General features: G+C 57.6%; 26 protein-coding genes. 1 reads left to right on the top strand and 25 read right to left on the bottom strand.

The genetic code is table 11. From position 1 onward, the window contains the following. Positions 1-3: 3 nt before the first annotated feature. The 21 genes from rplR to creB all read right to left on the bottom strand — a co-directional run bounded on the left by rplR (position 4) and on the right by creB (position 12,283). Positions 4-366: a 50S ribosomal protein L18 gene (gene rplR, locus KO538_RS26555; RefSeq protein ID WP_010394431.1), complete on the bottom strand. Its 363-nt coding sequence runs from the start codon at positions 364-366 to the stop codon at positions 4-6. Between the two features lie 13 nt (positions 367-379). Continuing rightward, positions 380-913 (bottom strand): 50S ribosomal protein L6, encoded by a 534-nt coding sequence (rplF, locus tag KO538_RS26550; protein ID WP_034778281.1) that lies wholly within the window; start codon positions 911-913, stop codon positions 380-382. A 10-nt stretch (positions 914-923) separates the two neighbouring features. Further along, positions 924-1,319, bottom strand: a complete 396-nt coding sequence (rpsH, locus tag KO538_RS26545; RefSeq protein WP_034753208.1) for a 30S ribosomal protein S8 — start codon at positions 1,317-1,319, stop codon at positions 924-926. Between the two features lie 14 nt (positions 1,320-1,333). Continuing rightward, complete coding sequence (rpsN, locus tag KO538_RS26540; protein WP_010394423.1) at positions 1,334-1,639, bottom strand: 30S ribosomal protein S14; 306 nt, start codon at positions 1,637-1,639, stop codon at positions 1,334-1,336. A 2-nt stretch (positions 1,640-1,641) separates the two neighbouring features. Further along, on the bottom strand, positions 1,642-2,181 hold the full coding sequence (gene rplE, locus KO538_RS26535; RefSeq protein WP_010394421.1) for a 50S ribosomal protein L5: 540 nt from the start codon (positions 2,179-2,181) through the stop codon (positions 1,642-1,644). Between the two features lie 6 nt (positions 2,182-2,187). Continuing rightward, complete coding sequence (gene rplX / locus KO538_RS26530; RefSeq protein WP_034753204.1) at positions 2,188-2,502, bottom strand: 50S ribosomal protein L24; 315 nt, start codon at positions 2,500-2,502, stop codon at positions 2,188-2,190. A gap of 9 nt (positions 2,503-2,511) precedes the next feature. Continuing rightward, on the bottom strand, positions 2,512-2,880 hold the full coding sequence (gene rplN / locus KO538_RS26525; protein WP_008444317.1) for a 50S ribosomal protein L14: 369 nt from the start codon (positions 2,878-2,880) through the stop codon (positions 2,512-2,514). Positions 2,881-3,133: 253 nt separating this feature from the next. Continuing rightward, positions 3,134-3,406: a 30S ribosomal protein S17 gene (gene rpsQ, locus KO538_RS26520; protein WP_010394415.1), complete on the bottom strand. Its 273-nt coding sequence runs from the start codon at positions 3,404-3,406 to the stop codon at positions 3,134-3,136. Then, positions 3,403-3,594, bottom strand: coding sequence for a 50S ribosomal protein L29 (gene rpmC / locus KO538_RS26515; protein WP_010394412.1), 192 nt, complete (start codon positions 3,592-3,594; stop codon positions 3,403-3,405). The genes rpsQ and rpmC overlap by 4 nt, the downstream gene beginning before the upstream one ends. Positions 3,595-3,606: 12 nt before the next feature. After that, a complete protein-coding gene (gene rplP, locus KO538_RS26510) occupies positions 3,607-4,026 on the bottom strand; it encodes a 50S ribosomal protein L16 (RefSeq protein WP_034753201.1) in 420 nt (139 codons plus the stop codon). Between the two features lie 2 nt (positions 4,027-4,028). Further along, positions 4,029-4,853, bottom strand: coding sequence for a 30S ribosomal protein S3 (gene rpsC / locus KO538_RS26505; RefSeq protein ID WP_034753199.1), 825 nt, complete (start codon positions 4,851-4,853; stop codon positions 4,029-4,031). A 9-nt stretch (positions 4,854-4,862) separates the two neighbouring features. After that, on the bottom strand, positions 4,863-5,195 hold the full coding sequence (gene rplV, locus KO538_RS26500) for a 50S ribosomal protein L22 (RefSeq protein WP_170840583.1): 333 nt from the start codon (positions 5,193-5,195) through the stop codon (positions 4,863-4,865). Continuing rightward, positions 5,192-5,467 (bottom strand): 30S ribosomal protein S19, encoded by a 276-nt coding sequence (gene rpsS, locus KO538_RS26495; protein ID WP_008444295.1) that lies wholly within the window; start codon positions 5,465-5,467, stop codon positions 5,192-5,194. The genes rplV and rpsS overlap by 4 nt, the downstream gene beginning before the upstream one ends. A 10-nt stretch (positions 5,468-5,477) precedes the next feature. After that, positions 5,478-6,305, bottom strand: coding sequence for a 50S ribosomal protein L2 (gene rplB, locus KO538_RS26490; protein ID WP_034753198.1), 828 nt, complete (start codon positions 6,303-6,305; stop codon positions 5,478-5,480). Beyond that, a complete protein-coding gene (rplW, locus tag KO538_RS26485; protein ID WP_010394398.1) occupies positions 6,305-6,622 on the bottom strand; it encodes a 50S ribosomal protein L23 in 318 nt (105 codons plus the stop codon). The genes rplB and rplW overlap by 1 nt, the downstream gene beginning before the upstream one ends. Further along, positions 6,619-7,239: a 50S ribosomal protein L4 gene (gene rplD, locus KO538_RS26480; RefSeq protein ID WP_034753197.1), complete on the bottom strand. Its 621-nt coding sequence runs from the start codon at positions 7,237-7,239 to the stop codon at positions 6,619-6,621. Before rplD ends, rplW begins: the two co-directional genes overlap by 4 nt. Before the next feature lie 3 nt (positions 7,240-7,242). After that, the gene (gene rplC, locus KO538_RS26475) at positions 7,243-7,899 is read right to left on the bottom strand and encodes a 50S ribosomal protein L3 (RefSeq protein WP_010394393.1); all 657 of its coding nucleotides are present in this window, start codon (positions 7,897-7,899) and stop codon (positions 7,243-7,245) included. Positions 7,900-8,224: 325 nt separating this feature from the next. Next, positions 8,225-8,413, bottom strand: a complete 189-nt coding sequence (locus KO538_RS26470; protein ID WP_070305273.1) for a hypothetical protein — start codon at positions 8,411-8,413, stop codon at positions 8,225-8,227. 242 nt (positions 8,414-8,655) lie between these two features. Then, positions 8,656-10,047: a cell envelope integrity protein CreD gene (gene creD / locus KO538_RS26465; RefSeq protein ID WP_219330158.1), complete on the bottom strand. Its 1,392-nt coding sequence runs from the start codon at positions 10,045-10,047 to the stop codon at positions 8,656-8,658. Between the two features lie 86 nt (positions 10,048-10,133). Next, positions 10,134-11,555, bottom strand: coding sequence for a two-component system sensor histidine kinase CreC (gene creC / locus KO538_RS26460; RefSeq protein ID WP_219330157.1), 1,422 nt, complete (start codon positions 11,553-11,555; stop codon positions 10,134-10,136). Continuing rightward, the gene (gene creB, locus KO538_RS26455) at positions 11,552-12,283 is read right to left on the bottom strand and encodes a two-component system response regulator CreB (RefSeq protein ID WP_219330156.1); all 732 of its coding nucleotides are present in this window, start codon (positions 12,281-12,283) and stop codon (positions 11,552-11,554) included. Before creB ends, creC begins: the two co-directional genes overlap by 4 nt. Positions 12,284-12,449: 166 nt before the next feature. Between creB and KO538_RS26450 the strand changes: the two genes are divergently transcribed. Further along, entirely contained in the window at positions 12,450-12,995 is a 546-nt protein-coding gene (locus KO538_RS26450; protein WP_219330155.1) for a tetratricopeptide repeat protein, read from the top strand. A 21-nt stretch (positions 12,996-13,016) separates the two neighbouring features. On the opposite strand, the gene KO538_RS26445 is transcribed toward KO538_RS26450, so the two are convergent. The 4 genes from KO538_RS26445 to KO538_RS26430 all read right to left on the bottom strand — a co-directional run. Next, complete coding sequence (locus tag KO538_RS26445; protein ID WP_219330154.1) at positions 13,017-13,862, bottom strand: DUF817 domain-containing protein; 846 nt, start codon at positions 13,860-13,862, stop codon at positions 13,017-13,019. Between the two features lie 144 nt (positions 13,863-14,006). Next, positions 14,007-16,742: a TonB-dependent siderophore receptor gene (locus KO538_RS26440; RefSeq protein WP_235194247.1), complete on the bottom strand. Its 2,736-nt coding sequence runs from the start codon at positions 16,740-16,742 to the stop codon at positions 14,007-14,009. A gap of 474 nt (positions 16,743-17,216) precedes the next feature. After that, positions 17,217-17,534 carry a 30S ribosomal protein S10 gene (gene rpsJ, locus KO538_RS26435; RefSeq protein WP_010394389.1) on the bottom strand — a complete coding sequence of 106 codons (318 nt, stop codon included), beginning with the start codon at positions 17,532-17,534 and terminating at the stop codon, positions 17,217-17,219. A 179-nt stretch (positions 17,535-17,713) separates the two neighbouring features. After that, positions 17,714-18,380, bottom strand: a 667-nt coding sequence (locus tag KO538_RS26430) for an EF-Tu/IF-2/RF-3 family GTPase (RefSeq protein WP_257620602.1), incomplete at its 5' end; no start/stop codon positions are given.

The following is an 18,380-nucleotide window of genomic DNA, read 5'->3' as shown; positions in this document are numbered from 1 at the left end:
TCCTTAGAACTTCAGACCGGCTTCGCGTGCGGCTTCTGCCAACGCTTTCACACGGCCGTGGTAACGGAAACCGGAGCGGTCAAACGCAACTTCGGTAATCCCTGCTTTCAACGCTTTTTCAGCGACGCGCTTGCCGATCAAGGCTGCAGCAGCGGCATTGCCGCCTTTGCCGGATTGGCCTGCCAGTTCAGCGCGAACTTCCGCTTCAGCCGTCGAGGCCGAAACCAGGACTTTAGCGTCCGGGCTGATCAGGTTGGCGTAAATGTGCAGGTTGGTGCGATGCACCGACAAGCGATTTACTTTCAATTCCGCAATCTTGATGCGGGTTTGGCGTCCGCGGCGAAGCCGTGATTCTTTCTTATCCATCGTCAGCCCCTAATTACTTCTTCTTGGTTTCTTTAAGCTTAACCACTTCGTCCGCATAGCGAACGCCCTTGCCTTTATAAGGCTCAGGAGCGCGGTAAGCACGAACTTCAGCGGCTACCTGGCCAACCTGTTGACGGTCGATACCTTTAATCAGGATCTCGGTCGGGGTTGGTGTTGCGCAGGTAACGCCAGCTGGCATGTCATGCACTACAGGGTGCGAGAAACCCAGGGACAGATTCAACTTGTCGCCTTGAGCTTGCGCCTTGTAACCCACGCCTACCAGGTTCAGCTTTTTCTCGAAACCCTTGGTGACGCCAACAACCATGTTGTTGACCAGTGCGCGCAGCGTGCCGGACATGGCATTGGCTTCGCGGCTGTCGTTCGCCACGTCGAAACTCAGGGTTCCTGCATTGTTTTCCACTTTGACCTGGCCGGTGAGGGCCTGGGAAAGTACGCCCAGCGGGCCTTTTACGGTGATCGCTTGTGCGGAGATGGCGACTTCGGCGCCAGCTGGCACTACGATAGGCATTTTAGCTACTCGAGACATGTGTAACTCCTTAAGCCACGTAGCAAATAACTTCGCCGCCGACACCGGTAGCGCGTGCTTTGCGGTCAGTCATGACGCCTTGCGGAGTCGACACGATCGCCACACCCAAGCCATTCATCACAACAGGGATCTCGTCTTTACCCTTGTAGACGCGCAGACCCGGACGGGACACGCGCTCCAAGCGCTCAATGACGGGACGGCCAACATAATACTTCAAACCGATTTTCAGTTCCGCTTTGCCACCAGCTTCGGCAACAGCGAAATCTTCAATGTAACCCTCGTCCTTCAGGACGCTGGCAATCGCAATTTTGACTTTCGACGATGGCATGGCCACGGTCGTCTTTTGCACGCCTTGTGCATTGCGAATGCGGGTCAGCATATCGGCGATAGGATCGCTCATACTCATTGCATATTCTCCTATTACCAGCTTGCTTTTGTCATACCCGGAATTTCACCACGCATGGCGAATTCACGGAGCTTGATACGACCCAGACCGAATTTACGGAATGTGCCGCGCGGACGACCAGTGATGGCGCAACGGTTACGTTGACGCGTCGGGTTCGAGTTACGTGGCAGCGCCTGCAGTTTCAGGCGAGCTTCGTAGCGCTCTTCTTCCGATTTCGATTGGTCATCGACGATGGCCTTGAGAGCTTCGCGCTTAGGGGCGAATTTCGCCACCAGGTCAGCACGCTTGATCTCACGATTAATCAGTGACAGTTTGGCCATGATCAGTTCCTGAAAGGGAATTTAAAGGCGGCGAGCAAAGCTTTGGCTTCGTCATCGGTCTTAGCGGTTGTCGTGATGCTGATATTCATACCGCGCAACGCGTCAATCTTGTCGTATTCGATTTCAGGGAAAATGATCTGTTCCTTGACACCGATGTTGTAGTTGCCACGACCATCAAATGCACGGCCGTTCACACCACGGAAATCGCGTACGCGCGGCAGAGCCACGGTAATGAAGCGATCCAGGAACTCGTACATGCGAGCGCCGCGCAGGGTGACCATCGTACCGATCGGGTAACCTTCACGGATTTTGAAGCCTGCGATCGCTTTGCGGGACTTGGTGGTCACTGGCTTCTGGCCGGCGATCTTGGTCAAGTCAGCAACTGCGTGCTCGAGAACTTTTTTATCCGCGATAGCCTCACCAACACCCATGTTCAGGGTGATCTTGGTCAGGCGTGGAACTTCCATTACCGACTTGTAACCAAACTTGCTGGTCAGGTCGGCAACGACTTTTTCTTTATAGAATTCTTGGAGACGTGCCATGATTTCTTAAGCCTTCACTACTTCGCCGGAGGATTTAAAGATGCGAACTTTCTTGCCGTCCACTTCTTTGAAACCCACGCGATCTGCCTTGCCAGTCGCTGCATTAAACAATGCAACGTTGGACACGTGAATTGGCATGGTCTTATCGACGATACCACCAGTTACGCCAGTCATCGGGTTTGGCTTAGTCGCTTTTTTAGCGATGTTAATGCCGTCAACCACGATATGTTCAGCATCGATACGCTGCTGTACCACACCACGTTTGCCCTTGTCTTTCCCGGTCAGAACGATGACTTCGTCGTTTTTACGAATCTTATCCATTACGACTCCTTACAGGACTTCCGGTGCCAGGGACACGATTTTCATGAACTTCTCAGTACGCAGTTCGCGTGTGACAGGTCCAAAAATACGGGTACCGATCGGTTCCAGCTTGGCGTTCAACAGAACGGCGGCGTTGCCGTCGAACTTCACCAGGGAACCGTCTTGGCGGCGAACACCTTTAGCGGTGCGCACAACCACGGCGTTATAAATTTCACCTTTTTTGACACGGCCACGTGGCGCAGCAACCTTAACGGTTACCTTGATCACATCGCCAATGCCAGCATAACGGCGCTTGGAGCCGCCCAATACCTTGATGCACATTACTTCTTTGGCACCGGTATTGTCAGCCACTTCGAGCCGGCTTTCAGTTTGAATCATAGTATTCTCTTTCCCAACTTAAGCCGAAGAATCCACACAATGTAGACCCACGGTCAGTCTTGGTCCCGCCAGAGCCGCCCTGCTGGGCTTCACTGTTTGGGTGCATGACCTTCATACATCAACTGACCGCGAATGCTACTGTCTGTGGCCAGACACTTTGCGGCGTTACATGAACGAAGCCCGCAAGTATTACATACAATTTGCGGGCCTGCAAGTACTAATTAAAACCCACCGCCGAAACGGTGGTTTTTATTTAAACGGTTGGTGCGGCTTGAACCACACGTGTCACCGTCCATGCCTTCGTTTTGGAGATCGGGCGACCTTCCTGGATCTCGACCGTGTCACCGGCCTTGACTTGGTTGGTCTCGTCATGCGCGTGATACTTGTTCGAGCGCATGATGATCTTGCCATACAAAGGATGTTTTACGTGGCGCTCGATCAGAACGGTAACGGTCTTGTCCATCTTGTCCGAAACCACTTTACCGATCAGCGTGCGCTTGAGCGACTGTTTCACTGGTTCGTTCATTTGGCTTCCTTCAGATTCATTACCGTCTTCACACGCGCGATATCGCGGCGTACCTTCTTGAGCTGCGAAGTGTTGCTCAGCTGCTGCGTAGCGATTTGCATGCGCAGGCCGAACTGTGCCTTCAACAGGTCATTCAGCTCTTTTTGCAGAGCTGGCTGGTCCTTGCCGCGGAGTTCAGATGCTTTCATATACAACTCCAATTATTGGCCGACTTGGCGGATGACAAACGTCGTCGCCAGTGGCAGTTTAGCGGCGGCAAGACGGAATGCTTCCCGTGCCAGCGCTTCATCAACGCCATCCATTTCGTACAGTACTTTGCCTGGCTGAATTTCAGCGACGTAGTACTCAGGATTACCTTTACCGTTACCCATACGGACTTCAGCCGGTTTGTTCGAAATCGGTTTGTCCGGGAAGATACGGATCCAGATACGGCCACCGCGCTTGATGTGACGCGTCATTGCACGACGCGCCGCTTCAATTTGACGCGCAGTGATACGACCGCGCGCAACTGCCTTCAGACCGAATTCGCCAAACGACACGGCGGTGCCGCGGCTGTGCGAAATACCGGTATTACGGCCTTTCTGCTCTTTACGATACTTTCTGCGTGCTGGTTGCAGCATGATTATTCTCCTGCTTTCTCAGCTGGTGCTGCTGCGGCGGCCGGTTTAGCGGCGGTACGCACACGTGCACCTGGTGCTGTGGATGGTTTCGCACCGGCACCGGCTGGACGTGGACGGCCAGCTGGCTTGCCATCGTCACGGCGTGGGCCGCGGCTTTTCTTCTCGTCAGCTGGGGTATCGATGACTGGTGCATCGCCGTTAGGCGCGCGGTCACCTTTGTATACCCACACCTTGACACCGATGATGCCGTAGGTGGTCGACGCTTCGCTGGTACCGTAGTCGATATCGGCGCGCAGGGTATGCAGAGGCACGCGGCCTTCGCGGTACCACTCTTTACGTGCGATTTCGATACCGTTCAGACGGCCGGAGGACATGATCTTGATACCGAGAGCACCCAGGCGCATTGCATTTTGCATTGCACGCTTCATGGCGCGGCGGAACATGATCCGTTTTTCCAGCTGCTGAGCGATCGAATCGGCGATCAGTTGCGAGTCGATTTCTGGCTTGCGAATTTCTTCGATGTTCACGTGAACAGGTACGCCCATGATCTTGGTCAGCGCCGACTTCAGTACTTCGATGTCTTCGCCTTTTTTACCAATGACCACGCCTGGACGCGAGCTGTAGATCGTGAAGCGCGCGTTCTTGGCTGGGCGCTCGATAACGATGCGGCCAACGGATGCGTTCTTCAGTTTCTTTTTCAGGTAAGCACGTGCTTTCAAGTCTTCGTTCAGCATGGCAGCGAAATTACCGTTGCCTGCATACCAGCGCGAAGCCCAGTTACGGGTGACCGCCAGACGGAAACCGGTTGGATGAATTTTCTGACCCATCGTGGCTCCTTAGTTACCGACAGTCACGTAAACGTGACAGGATTGTTTCGAAATACGGTCGCCACGGCCTTTTGCACGCGCGGTGAAGCGCTTCAGGACGGGGCCCTTTTCGACGTAGATCGTTTTCACGAACAATTCGTCGATGTCCGCACCATCATTGTGCTCGGCATTCGCAATAGCGGATTCCAGAACGCGTTTGATGATCGCAGCACCTTTTTTCGGGCTGAATTGCAAGATGTTGAGTGCAGCGTCAACTTTCTTGCCACGGATCAGGTCAGCAACCAGGCGGCCCTTTTGGTCCGACAGGCGCACACCTTTGAGGATAGCTTTAGTTTCCATTATTTCTTAGCCTTTTTGTCAGCTGCATGGCCCTTGAACGTACGGGTCAGTGCGAATTCGCCGAGCTTGTGACCAACCATGTTTTCGGAAACATAAACCGGCACGTGCAGCTTGCCGTTATGAACCGCGATCGTCAGGCCGATGAAGTCAGGCATGATTGTCGAACGACGCGACCAGGTTTTGATTGGCTTTTTGTCTTTGGCTGCTTGCGCGGCTTCAACTTTTTTCACCAGGTGGGCGTCACAGAACGGCCCTTTTTTCAATGAACGTGTCATGTGCTACCCCTTATTTCTTGCCGCGGCGCGAGACGATCATGGAAGTAGTACGCTTGTTGCTGCGTGTCTTCTTACCCTTAGTCTGTTGGCCCCAAGGCGAAACTGGATGACGACCAGCTGCTGTTTTACCTTCACCACCACCGTGCGGGTGATCGACCGGGTTCATGACCACACCGCGAACGGTAGGACGAACACCGCGCCAGCGCATCGCACCAGCTTTACCGATTTTACGCAGGCTGTGCTCGGCATTGCCGACTTCACCAACCGTTGCACGGCACTCGATGTGCACGCGACGTACTTCACCCGAGCGCAGACGCACTTGAGCGTAGGTACCTTCACGTGCCATCAGCACAACGCCAGCGCCGGCGGTACGTGCCATTTGGGCACCTTTACCTGGCAGCATTTCGACGCAATGCATCACGGTACCGACTGGGATGTTACGGATTGGCAAGCAGTTACCCGATTTGATCGGTGCTTCCGAACCGTTCATCACGCTGTCGCCAACGGCCATGCCTTTGGTTGCGATGATGTAGTGACGTTCGCCGTCGGCGTAGCACAACAGAGCGATATTCGCGGTGCGGTTTGGATCGTATTCGATACGTTCCACTTTCGCTGGAATACCATCTTTGGTGCGCTTGAAGTCGATCAAGCGGTAGTGTTGCTTATGACCACCACCGATATGACGGGTGGTGATGTGACCGTTGTTGTTACGACCAGCGGTCTTGGATTTCTTTTCAACCAGGGCAGCGAACGGACGACCTTTGTACAGGTCGGCATTCACCACCTTCACCATGCCGCGACGGCCTGGCGAGGTTGGTTTCATCTTAACGAGTGCCATTATGCAGCCTCCTCGGAGAAGTTGATTTCCTGGCCAGGCTTCAGGCACACGAAAGCACGCTTGGTATGGTTACGACGACCGTTGAACTTGCCGGTGCGCTTTTGCTTACCTTCGCGGTTTGCAGTTTGCACGGACAGAACTTCAACCTTGAACAGCAGTTCGACCGCTGCCTTGATTTCAGGCTTGGTTGCATCCGGCAGTACGCGGAATACAATTTGCTCGTTCTTTTCCGCGACCATGGTGGCCTTTTCGGAAATCACGGGCGCCAACAGCACCTTCATCAAGCGTTCTTCGCTATGTTTCAAAATCGCGCTCATGCCAGCATCTCCTCAATCTTGGCCAATGCAGCTTTGGTGACCAGGATCTTCTTGTAGAACACCAGGGACATCGGGTCTGCGTGACGTGGCTCAACGACGAGTACGTTAGGCAGGTTGCGCGATGCCAGTTCCAGGTTTTCGTTCAGAACGTCGGTGATGATCAGAACCGAATCAAAGCCCAGGCCGTTCAATTTTTGCGACAACAGCTTGGTTTTTGGCGCGTCGATCGTCAGATCGTCGATGACGATCAGGCGCTCTTCGCGAGCCAGCTGCGACAGGATCGAGCAGATACCTGCGCGATACATTTTTTTATTCACTTTGTGGGTGAAGTTTTCGTCAGGCGAGTTCGGGAAAATCCGACCACCGCCGCGCCACAGTGGCGACGACGACATACCAGCACGAGCGCGGCCGGTACCTTTTTGGCGCCATGGCTTTTTCGTCGTGTGGTGAACTTCTTCACGGTCTTTTTGCTTGCGGTTACCACTACGTGCATTCGCTTGATAAGCGATGACGACTTGGTGGATCAGCGCTTCATTGTAGTCACGGCCGAAAATCGTATCGGCTGCAGCAACGTTCGAGGCGGCTTGACCTTGCGCATTCAGAAGCTTGAGTTCCATCGTTTAAGCTCCCTTCTTGGCTTTGGTTTTGATGGCTGGCGAGACAACTACCTGGCCATTTTTCGCACCTGGAATCGCGCCTTTGACCAGCAGCAGCTGACGGTCGGCATCGATACGGGCGATCACGAGGTTCTGGATCGTACGGTTAACGTCACCCAGATGACCGGTCATGCGCTTACCAGGGAAAACGCGACCTGGATCTTGTGCCATACCGATGGAACCTGGAACGTTATGCGAACGCGAGTTACCGTGCGTTGCACGGCCAGAAGCGAAGTGGTAACGTTTGATAACGCCTGCATAGCCTTTACCAATGGTAACGCCTTGCACGTCGATCTTTTGACCGACTTCGAACAGGGAAGCAGCGACAACATCGCCAGCTTTCAGTTCAGCGGCTTTGGCAGCGTCGACACGGAACTCTTTCAACAGAGTACCGGCTTCAACACCAGCTTTAGCGTGATGACCAGCAACAGCTTTGGTCACGCGGGAAGCGCGACGTTGACCGAATGCGACCTGAACAGCGGAGTAACCATCTGTTTCAGGGGTTTTGATTTGCGCAACACGGTTGTTCGATACGTCCAACACGGTGACCGGGATCGAATCCCCTTCATCCGTGAAAATGCGCATCATACCAACCTTGCGACCGAGAAGGCCTAGGCTCATTTTTTCTCCATTCCCACCTGCGATTGGGCGGGGCTTGTTTAACTACAAAGTAACGTAGGACTCAAAAAAGACGAATCCATACCGAAGCCGGCTAGTATATAGCACAAAAACCCTTGACGCAACAAGTTAACACGAGGTATGTCAAAGTGTTGCGCGGCGCCCCTGCGGGAGTTGTCGGCGCGCCTGAAAAACGCTGCCGCAAGGCAACTTGGCGGGCGCAAAGCACGGCGGCATGCGGCCTGGCGGGCGATGGCAGAAACACACAGGGCGCGCCATGGTAGGCGCGCCCTGCTCTTCTCATCCCGGGCGTGCCGCCCGAAAAAGCTTATTGCTGGCAGTTGATCAGGCAATGCTGGTACAGGTCCTCGCAGATGGGGCTGCCACCGAGGTGCGCCCGGCAATTGGCCACTTTTTGTCCGCACTCGCTATAGCACTGCGTGACATCGCCGGCAGCAAACGCATACGAGGCGCTCAGGCCCAGCGCAAACAGGAAAGCCATCGTCTTCTTGATCATATTTCATCTCCGTTTATCAGATGGAAGAACAACCAGGACGCCACGCCATCCTCGCACCGCCCCGGGCAGACGCCAGGGCGTCCGCCATTACTTAAAAAGCAATGCCAATAGAATACCGTAAACAATACCAACCAACTACCAATTAACGATGCCGCGTGCCTGCCAATCAAATAAAAAAAGCCAGCCCGGACAAATCACCGTCCGGGCTGGCTGTAAGGCGGCGCATGGCGCCTGGCTGGTCCTTACTCTTGCGGTGCTCCTTTGCCAATCTGATACCAGTCCACCTTGCGCGTTGCCACCATGATGACGGCCAGCACGGCGAACAACAGGATGCTGCCCATCACCAGCGCATTGTTTTCCGAGTTCAGCAATCCGTACAGGGCGCCATAGAGCATGGTCAGCGCCACGCCGAAGCCGATGCCGCGCCAGGCGTTGTGCAATACATGCGCCAGGTAAAAACTGGTCAGCGCGATACAGGCGGCGCTGGCGATCAGGTAGGCGGCCAGGAAGGCGATGTGCTCGGCCAGGCCCACCAGCAGCAGGAAGAAGATCACCAGCGACAGGCCCACCAGCAGATATTGCACGGGATGGATCGGCAGACTCTTCAGGATCTCGAAGATGAAGAAGGCGGCAAACGTCAGCGCCACAAACAGCAAGCCATACTTGGTGGCCCGGTCCGACTGCGAATACACATTGATCGGCTCGATGAAGCCGACGCTGAAACGGTCCACCTGGCCCAGCGGTGCGCTGTCGGGCACCTTGAACTCGCCCTCGATCGTGCTCAGCTGCGTTTGCGCATTGCTGGCCAGCGACGAGATATTCCACTCGACCTGAAAGCCATCGGCATTGATCTGGCGGTGTTTCGGCGACGGCAGGAAGCGCCCGCCAAACTGCGGATGGGGCCAGTTCGACTTGATGCTGATCTGGCTGTTTTTCGCCACCGGCACGAAATGCTGGCGTTCGATGCCATCCAGTCCCAGCTCAAAACTGAATTTCACCTGCTGCGCTTGCGCCAGCGGCATGGCGCCCAGGGGTGCATGCAGGCCGCTGCGGAAGGCAAACAGGTCGGTGCCCTGTTCGAATTCGATCTGGCGCCCGCCCCAGTCGATTTTCGGGATGTTGCGGATGCCGCGCACGTCCTCGATGGACAAGGCAACAAACGGCTCGCCCAGGGTCACGCGCGCGTCCGGCGTCTTGCGCGGCAACTGCTCAAGACTGGGCACCGTGAAGTCGCCCTTGAACGCATGCTGGCCGCTGTACACCAGCACCTGGTGGATGCCACGGTAGCGGCGGTCGGTCTCGATGGTGCCTTCCTGCAGCAAGAGGTTCGGGTACACCAGCAAGCGGCGCTGCATGACGCGGCGCTGCACCTGCGTCTGCGCCGGCACGCTGCCTTTCTGCTCCTTGTCGACGGCGATCTCGACCCGCTCGTCATATTGCTCCACATACGGGATCACGAGGATGGGACCGATGATGGTTTGTTCGCGCACCGAATCGGCGGCGATGCTGTTGACGGCTTCCTGGCGGAATTCCATCCGCTCCTTGATCGTTTCCTGAATCATCAGCAGAGGCAGGCCGATCAGCAACATCAGGCCGAACACGATCAACGCTTTGACTAAGAGGTTTTTTTGCATGGCGCATCCTTGAAGTAAGGCGGCCAGTGTAAAAAAGCTGTATGCGCTGACGATGCAGTCTGTGTGAAGCGGACAAATAAAGTGCGCTAGGCTAGCGGCAGGGACAGGCGCGCGCAGGCGCCGCCCTCCGCATGATTGAGCACCTCGACCGTGCCGCCATGCAGGGAGGCGACCTCGCGCACGAAGGGCAGGCCCAGGCCCGTGCTTTTGCCGGCGCTCGGGCGCGGCAGGGAATAAAAGCGCTCGAAGACGCGTTCCAGCGCATACGCGGGGATGCCCGCGCCACGGTCGCGCACGGCAATTTCCACCTGACTGCCGTGGCGCCGCGCCGTCAGGTCGATGCAACTGCCCGGTGGCGCAAAGCCGGCCGCGTTGTCGAGCAAATTGCCCAGCGCCTGGCGCAGCAGCAAGGCATCGCCGGCGACAAGCAGCTCGTCGGTATCGAGTTGCAGGCGCACGCCGCGCGCCGCCAGGGTGGCAGCCGCGTCCTGCGCCACTTGCACCAGCAGGGGCGCCAGCGCGATGCGCTCGGGGTGATCCAGCCGTTGCTGCTTTTCCACGCGCACGAGGGCCAGCAGCTTGTCGATCAGTTGCCGCTGGCGCGCATTCTGTTCCAGGATACTGGCCAGGAACTGGCGGCGCTCGGCCGGCGGCATGTCTTCCTGCAGCAGCTCGGCCGAGGCCTGGATGGCGGCGATCGGGCTTTTCAATTCATGCGCCAGGGTGTGCATCAGTTGCTCCACGTATTCCTTGCCTTCCAGGCGCGTGCGCATCGCCTCCAGCGCCCGCCCTAGGGTACCGATCTCGTTCTTGCCCAGCGCCGGCAGCGCCACCTTGCGCCCTGCCTCCACGTCGCCGATGTAATGCATCAGCTTGCCCAGCGCATGGTGCAGCCACCAGGCGAATGCCAGGCCGATCAGCAGCGACAGCAGCAACAGGATGGCGCCACGCTGCAATATCTTGCGCTGGCTGCGCTCAACAAACGCTTGCACGCTGGCATTCGGCTTGGCCACCGTCAGCACGCCGATCACCTCATTGCCGTCGCGAATCGGCGCGGCCACGTGCATCACCGTCGACATCTCGTCGTCCGGCTGGCTGCGCGTGCTGCGCGCGCCATACTTGCCCTGCAGGGTCAGGTACACGTCATTCCAGCGCGAATAGTCGCGCCCCACGTCGCGCCCGCTGGAATCGAACAGCACGATGCCGTGCCGGTCCGTGATAGTGATGCGGTAATCGAGCGTGCGCTTGCGCACGCCATTGATATTGACGTCCACGCCATGGCGCGCGTAATCCTGCATGCGCTCGGCCACGGGCGACTGCGCCAGCGTGCCCGCCTTCACGTCGGGCGCCACCAGGCTGGCCAGCAGCTGCGAGGTATCGACCAGCGTGTCTTCCAGGGTCGAGCGCACGCCCGGCTTGACCTGCTCCATGAAGACATTCAGCAGGAACCACGCGGCCAGCCCGACGATCAGGAAGTAGCCGAGCAGGATGCGCAGGCCGATCTTCATGCGCCGGCCAGGCTGTAGCCGAGGCCACGGTGGGTGTGGATGGGGTCGACCTGCGCATCGACGGCGCGCAGCTTGGCGCGCAGCGATTTGACGTGCGCGTCGACGGTGCGCTCGAGCGTGTCGGGCGCCCCGCTCCACACGCGCTCCATCAGTTGCGCGCGCGACAGCACGTGGCCCGGATGCTCGAGCAGGGTTTTCAGCAGCAGGTATTCATAGCGGGTCAGGTCCAGCGGCTGGCCGTGGAACAGCACCCGCGCCTCAAGCGCGCGCAACTCGAAGCGCGCCGGCGCGGTCGCGGCGACAGGCGCGGCTATCGTCATGCCAGTCTCGCGCGGCACTTGAGCGACACCCGTGCGGCGCAGGATGACGCGGATGCGCGCCACCAGTTCGCGCGGCGAAAACGGTTTGGTGACGTAATCGTCAGCGCCGATTTCCAGACCGACGATGCGGTCGATCTCGTCGCTGCGGGCCGTCAGGAAGATCACCGGCACGTCGGAAAACTGGCGCAGTTGGCGGCACACTTCCAGCCCGCTCATGTCGGGCAAGCCCACGTCGAGCACCACGAGAACGGGCATCTGCGCCGCTTCGCCGGGCATGGGGCGCAGCGCGGCCAGGGCGTGCTCGCCCAGCATCACATGGCGCGGCGTAAAGCCGTCCGTGCGCAAGGCATAGGCGATGCTGTCGGCAATCGCCTGTTCATCTTCCACGATCAGGACAGTCTTGGACATGGCGGCGGCACGCATTAATGGACAAGCCCGGAGTATCCCTGAAGCACGCAAGCGGCGTCAATCGCGCGGGCTGGCGAAAAGCCACCCTACCCCAAAAAACTTATAGTATATTTATTACGGCATGACTCCACCGATACACCGTGTTTGACACCCGTCCGAGGAGACTATGAAGACCCATACCATCAGCCTGCTATGCGCCGCCAGCCTGCTGGCCGCCTGCGCGGCACCAGCGACGCTCACCACCTCCAATGAACAGCAGGATGCCTGCAACGCGGCCGAACTCAAAGGCCAGTTTGGCGAAGCGGAACTGGCTTGCGTACAGGCGCTGCGCAGTGCCGAGCAGGCCGGGGCCAGCGCGGACATCCTCTCGCAGCGCCAGTACAACCTGGGCCGCATCAAGCGCCTGCAGGGCAAGAATGCGGAGGCGGAGCAACTGTACCGGCAAGCGCTGGCCACGGAAGAAGCGGCGCAGCCGCGCAGCGATGCGCGCGTCGGCCGCCGCATGGTGGAACTGGCGTCGGCCCTGGCCGCGCAAGGCAAGTGGCAGGAAGGCACGGGCTATCTGGAACGCGTGCTGCCGCTGCTGCCGAAGCTGTCGCCCGCCTCGCGCACGTATTCGGCGGAAGTGCTGCGCCAATACGCGAAGCAACTGCAAGGCGGCCCGCAAGCGGCGCTGGGCGCGCGCTTCGACGTGGTGGCGGCCAGCTTGTAGCAAGCCGTCCCGAAGCCCGGCCTAAGGCTGGGCGACGTGGATGCTGGCCTTGATGTGCTTGAGGTGCGCCACGATGGTGAACGTCATCACCACCAGCAGCGACCATGAGCTCCATTTGCTGACGTGCACGACCGACCACGCGCCTAGCTGGTTCGGATAGCGCCACACGCCCCAGAAGGTGCTGATGTTTTCAGCCAGCCAGATGAAGAAGCCGACCAGCACGAAACCGAGCAGCAAGGGCATGCTGCGGTCGCGGTCGAGCGGGCGGAACACCACGGTGGTGCGCGCGTACAGGCCCAGCGCACAGGCGGCCAGATACCAGCGGTAGTCGCCGATGTAGTGGTGAGTAAAGAAGTTGGCGTAGATCAGCAGCGCGATCAGCACCGCCATCCAGTACGGTGGATGGTGGCGGATCCGCATGTCGAGCAGGCGCCAGGTCTGGATGATATAGCTGCCGACGGCCGCATACATGAAGCCGGAAAACAGGGGTACGCCGAACACCTTGGTGTAGGCGAAGTCGGGATAGCTCCACGACTGGATCGTCCCCGACACCTTGAACACTTCCAGCGCGAAGCCGACCGCATGAAACAGGCAGATGGCTTTCAATTCATCCCACGTCTCGAGCCCGCTCCAGAGCATCGCGCCCTGGATCGCCAGCGCCACCAGCAGCAGCACGTCATAGCGCGGCAGGCCGAACAGGCCAACGCGCGGCACCAGGAAGACGGCGGCAAAAAACAGCCCCACAAACAGGCACGACCTCGCCTCCTTGATGCCGAAATACAAGAATTCGGTCAGGAAGCGCGGCCAGCCGCGCAGGCGCTCACGGGGAGCGGCATTTAACAGATGGGTATCGAGGGCGTTAAGCATGCAGCAACTTTATCGGCCGGCCGCGGCACTGTAAAGCGATATCCCCCATGCATCGATGGCGGGGCAAAAAAAACCAGGCACGCGGCCTGGTCTTTGACACGTCGGGCATTGCTGCCGGACGGTGGGGGTATCAACTGACGATGATCAGAGGAAGGTGTAGCTGGCCGATACGCCAATACGACGGAACTGGAACGATTCGGCGTAGCCTCTGCGCCACTGCACCGGTGCGGCCTTGTCGAACAGATTGTCGATGTAAAGGCTCAGACGGGTATTTTTGATACCGCTGAATGACAGGTTGTAATCGACCGTGGTGTTGCTGCCTACGCGCGAGCAAGCATCCATGTTCTCAGCCGAAACCTTGTTGGTAACGCAGTAGGTCGGCGAAGTCTGGCTGTCGTTGCTGAAACCACTGGCGTAGTTCAGGGTCATGCCGTGGTCAAACGAGCCGGCCTTCAGGCTGGCGCGCAGCTTGGCTTTCAGACGCGAACCCATGTCATAGTTACCTGCCAGGTTGGTGTCATAGGCATTGTCGGTCACGCTGAATTCCTGGTATTTCCACAGGTAAGTACCTTCCAGTTTCAGGCGAACCTGGCCGATGCCGGTGTTGAAACGGCCACCCGCATCAAAGTCGAAGCCCGAAGCACGGGTCTTGCCGCTGTTGACATATGGGTTGTACAGCAGGCCGATCGCGCCAACGCCGCCGAAGTTGGTGGTATTGCCAGGTGCGTATTTTTTTACCAGTGCCAGGAATTGCGCATCGGAAGCCGAGTTATCGACACGCACCAGCTGTCCGGCTGGCAGGCCAGCTTCGCCGCGCAGGATATCAGCCACGCCACGGGTACCGATTTCGTCCTTGCGTTCGATATGGTAGTAGTCCAGTGCCACGGTCCAGTTCTTGACCGGTTCGAAAACGAAACCAGCGGTGATCGAACGCGAGGTTTCCGGTTTCAGGTCCTTGTTCGCCGACACGAAGCTAGGCACGCCGCCTTTGCAATCACTGTTCTGGAAGGTATTGCCCTGAGCCTTGTCGACGCTGGTGGCGGCCGGATTGTTCTGCACCAGCTTGTTCAAGGCACTGGCGGTTGCGCAACGACGTGGATCGCTGACATCGGTGGCAAACGAGCTGCGGCCCAGGCCGTTACCGGTTTCAACGATGTTAGGCGCACGGAAGCCGCCAGCGGCCGTGGCGCGCAGCAACAGAGTGTCGGTGGCGTTGACGCGCAAGCCGAGCTTTGGCGAGAAGTGCACGTCGCTGTTGGTGGACTTGTCGGCACGCACTGCGGCACTCACTTCCACACGCTTGACCACCGGGATGGTCGCTTCGGCGAACAGCGCGTAGTGATCCATGGTGTCTTTGACTTGCAGGCCGGCGATGCCGACCAGGTCGCCACTCAGCACGTTGTCCGAGCTGGCCATTTCATACTTTTCGCGACGAATGTCGGTACCGAACGCCACGCTCAAAGGACCGGCTGGCAATTGCGCCACTTCACCGGACACGGTCGCGTCGACGAAGGTGATTTTCGATTCACCCTTGGTGGTACGTACCGGGAACATCGATTCCAGCAGCGCGGCATCGTTTTGCTGGCCGAACTTGTAGGTGCCGTTGACGATGGCATTGGTGTAACCAGTAGCGCTCACGGCACGGGTGGCCTTGTTGGCTTTCGAGTTCATGTAGCCGACGGCGGATTTCCAATCGAAATTGCCGATGTCGCCGTTCAGACTCAGCATGACGCGCGTCTGATCGGATTCGGTGCGGTTGAAGTTGAAGCCGTCGCCGGTGTCCATCATGCGGGCGCGGTATTCCACCGGTACGCCGTAAGGGTTGTTGGCGTGGCCAACAGGTAATTTTGGATAGAAGTATGGACCAACCATCTTACCGTTGATCGCGTCGTACCAGGTGCTCGACGACGTGGTGGCGCTGCCATTGCTGACGTTGAACGGAGCAACGATATAATCGTTGCTGGCGCCGGCATTGGTGATCTCGAAGTTGGCGTCGATGCTCTTGCCAATGCGGAAGTGCGTGTTGCTGGCCACCGCATAGCGCTTGGCATTGGTGGTCAAGCCCGTGTACGGCAAGATATCCATCTTGCACAGCTTGTCCTTGGCATCGATCTTGTCGGCCGGGCAGCCTGGCGCGGCAACGATGTTCGTGCTGCTCAGGAAGTAGTTGCCGGTTGGCGAGAACGCGCTCATGGCGTCCCAGGTCGAACGGCCCGGGGTCTGGCGGTGCCATTCAGGGTAGTGGCCGCGCAGGTCGCCAGCGGTGTAACCGTCGTTCTTGTAGGATTCGTACGTCAGATAGGTGTTGAAACCATCCTTGTCGATATCGCCGTAACCGACGATGCCCGACACGTTGCGGCTGCGCTGGTCTTTGAAACGGTCCGTTTCCTTGTAGTTGCCAGTGATCTTGGCGCCTTCGAAGTTTTTCAGCAGGATGATGTTGATCACGCCAGCGATGGCGTCGGAACCGTAGATTGCCGATGCGCCATCTTTCAGGATTTCGATGCGCTCGATGGCGGCAGCCGGGATCGCGTCTAGGTTGGTGAAATTCTGTTGTGCGCCATCGGCCAGGCCGTATTGTGCAATGCGACGGCCGTTGACCAGCACCAGGGTCGCGACCTTGCCCAGGCCGCGCATGCCCACGCCCGAGGAACCCGTGGCGAAGCTGCCGGAGCTGCTGCTCGACGAATCGATCGAGGTGCTGATGGCGGAGGAGGAACTCAAGATGCCCAGCGCCGTGGTCTGGCCGGTGCGCTCGATGTCATCGCGGGTCAGCACTTGCAGTGCGCCAGCTGTTTCAGCTTCGGTGCGCTTGATGCTGCTGCCGGTGACTTCGACGCGTTGCAGCTTTTCTGCAGGTGCGGCAGCTTCTTGTGCCACAGCGTATTGGGAGAAGGCCAGTGTCAATGCTATTGCAAGGGTGCTTTTCTTCAAACGGGGGGTATTGCTCATCACTGTACTTTTCAAAACTACTCCTCAAATATTGTTTTCGTTTTATAAATCGATGCGTTGCACTGATCATTTTTGTAAAATAATCACACATTCTCACGCATGTTACAAATTTCTCACATTCGACGCGCACGCGAAAGAAAACAATTAACAATTGTTGTTTTAACCCCACTTTATAGACCGAGCTCTTTGCTGGAATCAAGCTGGCGCGCATTGCGCTGGCAGGCAATCCCGGTGATGAGAGGTGAAAAGAAGAAAATGGGATGGAGTAGGATGAAGACAGGACGGAAGCCCCCGCCAAAGGCATGGCACCAATAGCAATGGGGCCGGGCGCACTCACGATCGTGAGCAGGCCCGGCCCCATCATCAGGCGGCGGGATACCCCGCCAGCCTTCTTAAAACCGATTATTGCAGTTTGATTTCGACATCAACACCAGCTGGCAGGTCCAGCTTCATCAGCGCGTCAACGGTTTTGTCCGTTGGGTCAACGATGTCCATCAGGCGTTGGTGCGTACGGATCTCGAACTGATCGCGCGAAGTTTTGTTGACGTGCGGGGAACGCAGCACATCGAAACGTTGAATACGGGTAGGCAGTGGTACTGGGCCTTTGACGACAGCGCCGGTGCGCTTCGCGGTTTCAACGATTTCCAGAGCGGACTGGTCGATCAGTTTGTAATCGAAAGCTTTCAGGCGGATACGGATTTTTTGGTTTGGTGCCGACATGATATTTCCTTAAAAGAACGAACCGCGCGGTTTGCACGGCAATGAGGTCATACGGGAATTTCTGACGCAACAACCGTCAGGGTCGACATGATAGCACCAAAATGCTTGCCAACCCCGGCAGTTGAATAAAAAGAAGGGCGCCGGGCGACGACGCGTCTTCTTTTATGCAGGCTTAAGAATTAAGCCAGGATTTTTGCAACAACACCAGCGCCGACGGTACGGCCGCCTTCGCGGATAGCGAAGCGCAGACCTTCTTCCATCGCGATCGGGTTGATCAGCTTGACGGTGATCGACACGTTATCGCCTGGCATGACCATTTCTTTGTCTGCTGGCAACTCGATCGAACCAGTTACGTCCGTCGTACGGAAGTAGAACTGTGGACGATAGTTGTTGAAGAATGGCGTATGACGGCCGCCTTCGTCTTTCGACAGAACATAGATCTCGCCGGTGAAGTGGGCATGCGGCTTGATCGAGCCTGGCTTGGCCAGAACTTGACCACGTTGCACGTCTTCACGCTTGGTGCCGCGCAGCAGCAGACCAACGTTGTCGCCAGCTTGACCTTGGTCCAGCAGCTTGCGGAACATTTCCACGCCGGTGCAAGTCGTTTTGACGGTATCGGTGATACCGACGATTTCGATCTCTTCGCCGACTTTGACAATGCCGCGCTCGATACGACCGGTCACAACGGTACCACGACCCGAGATCGAGAACACGTCTTCCACTGGCATCAGGAATGCACCGTCAACAGCGCGCTCTGGCGTTGGGATGTAAGCATCCAGCGCATCGGCCAGACGCAGCACTGCGTCAACGCCCATTTCGCCTTCTTTGCCTTCCAGCGCCATACGT

The sequence above is a fragment of the Janthinobacterium sp. NKUCC08_JDC genome (assembly GCF_019345575.1).
Taxonomy (GTDB): Bacteria; Pseudomonadota; Gammaproteobacteria; order Burkholderiales; family Burkholderiaceae_D; genus Janthinobacterium; species Janthinobacterium aestuarii.
This window is presented reverse-complemented; position numbering and strand designations above follow the sequence as displayed.

What these genes read in the sequence shown, in the direction of transcription:
- rplF (WP_034778281.1), bottom strand. Translation starts at nt 913, where the DNA reads ATGTCTCGAGTAGCTAAAATGCCTATCGTAGTGCCAGCTGGCGCCGAA.
- rplC (WP_010394393.1), bottom strand. Translation starts at nt 7,899, where the DNA reads ATGAGCCTAGGCCTTCTCGGTCGCAAGGTTGGTATGATGCGCATTTTC.
- rplR (WP_010394431.1), bottom strand. Translation starts at nt 366, where the DNA reads ATGGATAAGAAAGAATCACGGCTTCGCCGCGGACGCCAAACCCGCATC.
- KO538_RS26450 (WP_219330155.1), top strand. Translation starts at nt 12,450, where the DNA reads ATGAAGACCCATACCATCAGCCTGCTATGCGCCGCCAGCCTGCTGGCC.
- rpsC (WP_034753199.1), bottom strand. Translation starts at nt 4,853, where the DNA reads ATGGGTCAGAAAATTCATCCAACCGGTTTCCGTCTGGCGGTCACCCGT.
- rplD (WP_034753197.1), bottom strand. Translation starts at nt 7,239, where the DNA reads ATGGAACTCAAGCTTCTGAATGCGCAAGGTCAAGCCGCCTCGAACGTT.
- rplE (WP_010394421.1), bottom strand. Translation starts at nt 2,181, where the DNA reads ATGGCACGTCTCCAAGAATTCTATAAAGAAAAAGTCGTTGCCGACCTG.
- rplW (WP_010394398.1), bottom strand. Translation starts at nt 6,622, where the DNA reads ATGAGCGCGATTTTGAAACATAGCGAAGAACGCTTGATGAAGGTGCTG.
- KO538_RS26445 (WP_219330154.1), bottom strand. Translation starts at nt 13,862, where the DNA reads ATGCTTAACGCCCTCGATACCCATCTGTTAAATGCCGCTCCCCGTGAG.
- rplX (WP_034753204.1), bottom strand. Translation starts at nt 2,502, where the DNA reads ATGGATAAGATTCGTAAAAACGACGAAGTCATCGTTCTGACCGGGAAA.
- creD (WP_219330158.1), bottom strand. Translation starts at nt 10,047, where the DNA reads ATGCAAAAAAACCTCTTAGTCAAAGCGTTGATCGTGTTCGGCCTGATG.
- rplB (WP_034753198.1), bottom strand. Translation starts at nt 6,305, where the DNA reads ATGGCACTCGTTAAGATGAAACCAACCTCGCCAGGCCGTCGCGGCATG.
- rplP (WP_034753201.1), bottom strand. Translation starts at nt 4,026, where the DNA reads ATGCTGCAACCAGCACGCAGAAAGTATCGTAAAGAGCAGAAAGGCCGT.
- rplN (WP_008444317.1), bottom strand. Translation starts at nt 2,880, where the DNA reads ATGATTCAAACTGAAAGCCGGCTCGAAGTGGCTGACAATACCGGTGCC.
- rpsN (WP_010394423.1), bottom strand. Translation starts at nt 1,639, where the DNA reads ATGGCCAAACTGTCACTGATTAATCGTGAGATCAAGCGTGCTGACCTG.
- rpmC (WP_010394412.1), bottom strand. Translation starts at nt 3,594, where the DNA reads ATGAAAGCATCTGAACTCCGCGGCAAGGACCAGCCAGCTCTGCAAAAA.
- creC (WP_219330157.1), bottom strand. Translation starts at nt 11,555, where the DNA reads ATGAAGATCGGCCTGCGCATCCTGCTCGGCTACTTCCTGATCGTCGGG.
- rpsH (WP_034753208.1), bottom strand. Translation starts at nt 1,319, where the DNA reads ATGAGTATGAGCGATCCTATCGCCGATATGCTGACCCGCATTCGCAAT.
- KO538_RS26470 (WP_070305273.1), bottom strand. Translation starts at nt 8,413, where the DNA reads ATGATCAAGAAGACGATGGCTTTCCTGTTTGCGCTGGGCCTGAGCGCC.
- creB (WP_219330156.1), bottom strand. Translation starts at nt 12,283, where the DNA reads ATGTCCAAGACTGTCCTGATCGTGGAAGATGAACAGGCGATTGCCGAC.
- rpsJ (WP_010394389.1), bottom strand. Translation starts at nt 17,534, where the DNA reads ATGTCGGCACCAAACCAAAAAATCCGTATCCGCCTGAAAGCTTTCGAT.
- rpsQ (WP_010394415.1), bottom strand. Translation starts at nt 3,406, where the DNA reads ATGAACGAACCAGTGAAACAGTCGCTCAAGCGCACGCTGATCGGTAAA.
- rpsS (WP_008444295.1), bottom strand. Translation starts at nt 5,467, where the DNA reads ATGACACGTTCATTGAAAAAAGGGCCGTTCTGTGACGCCCACCTGGTG.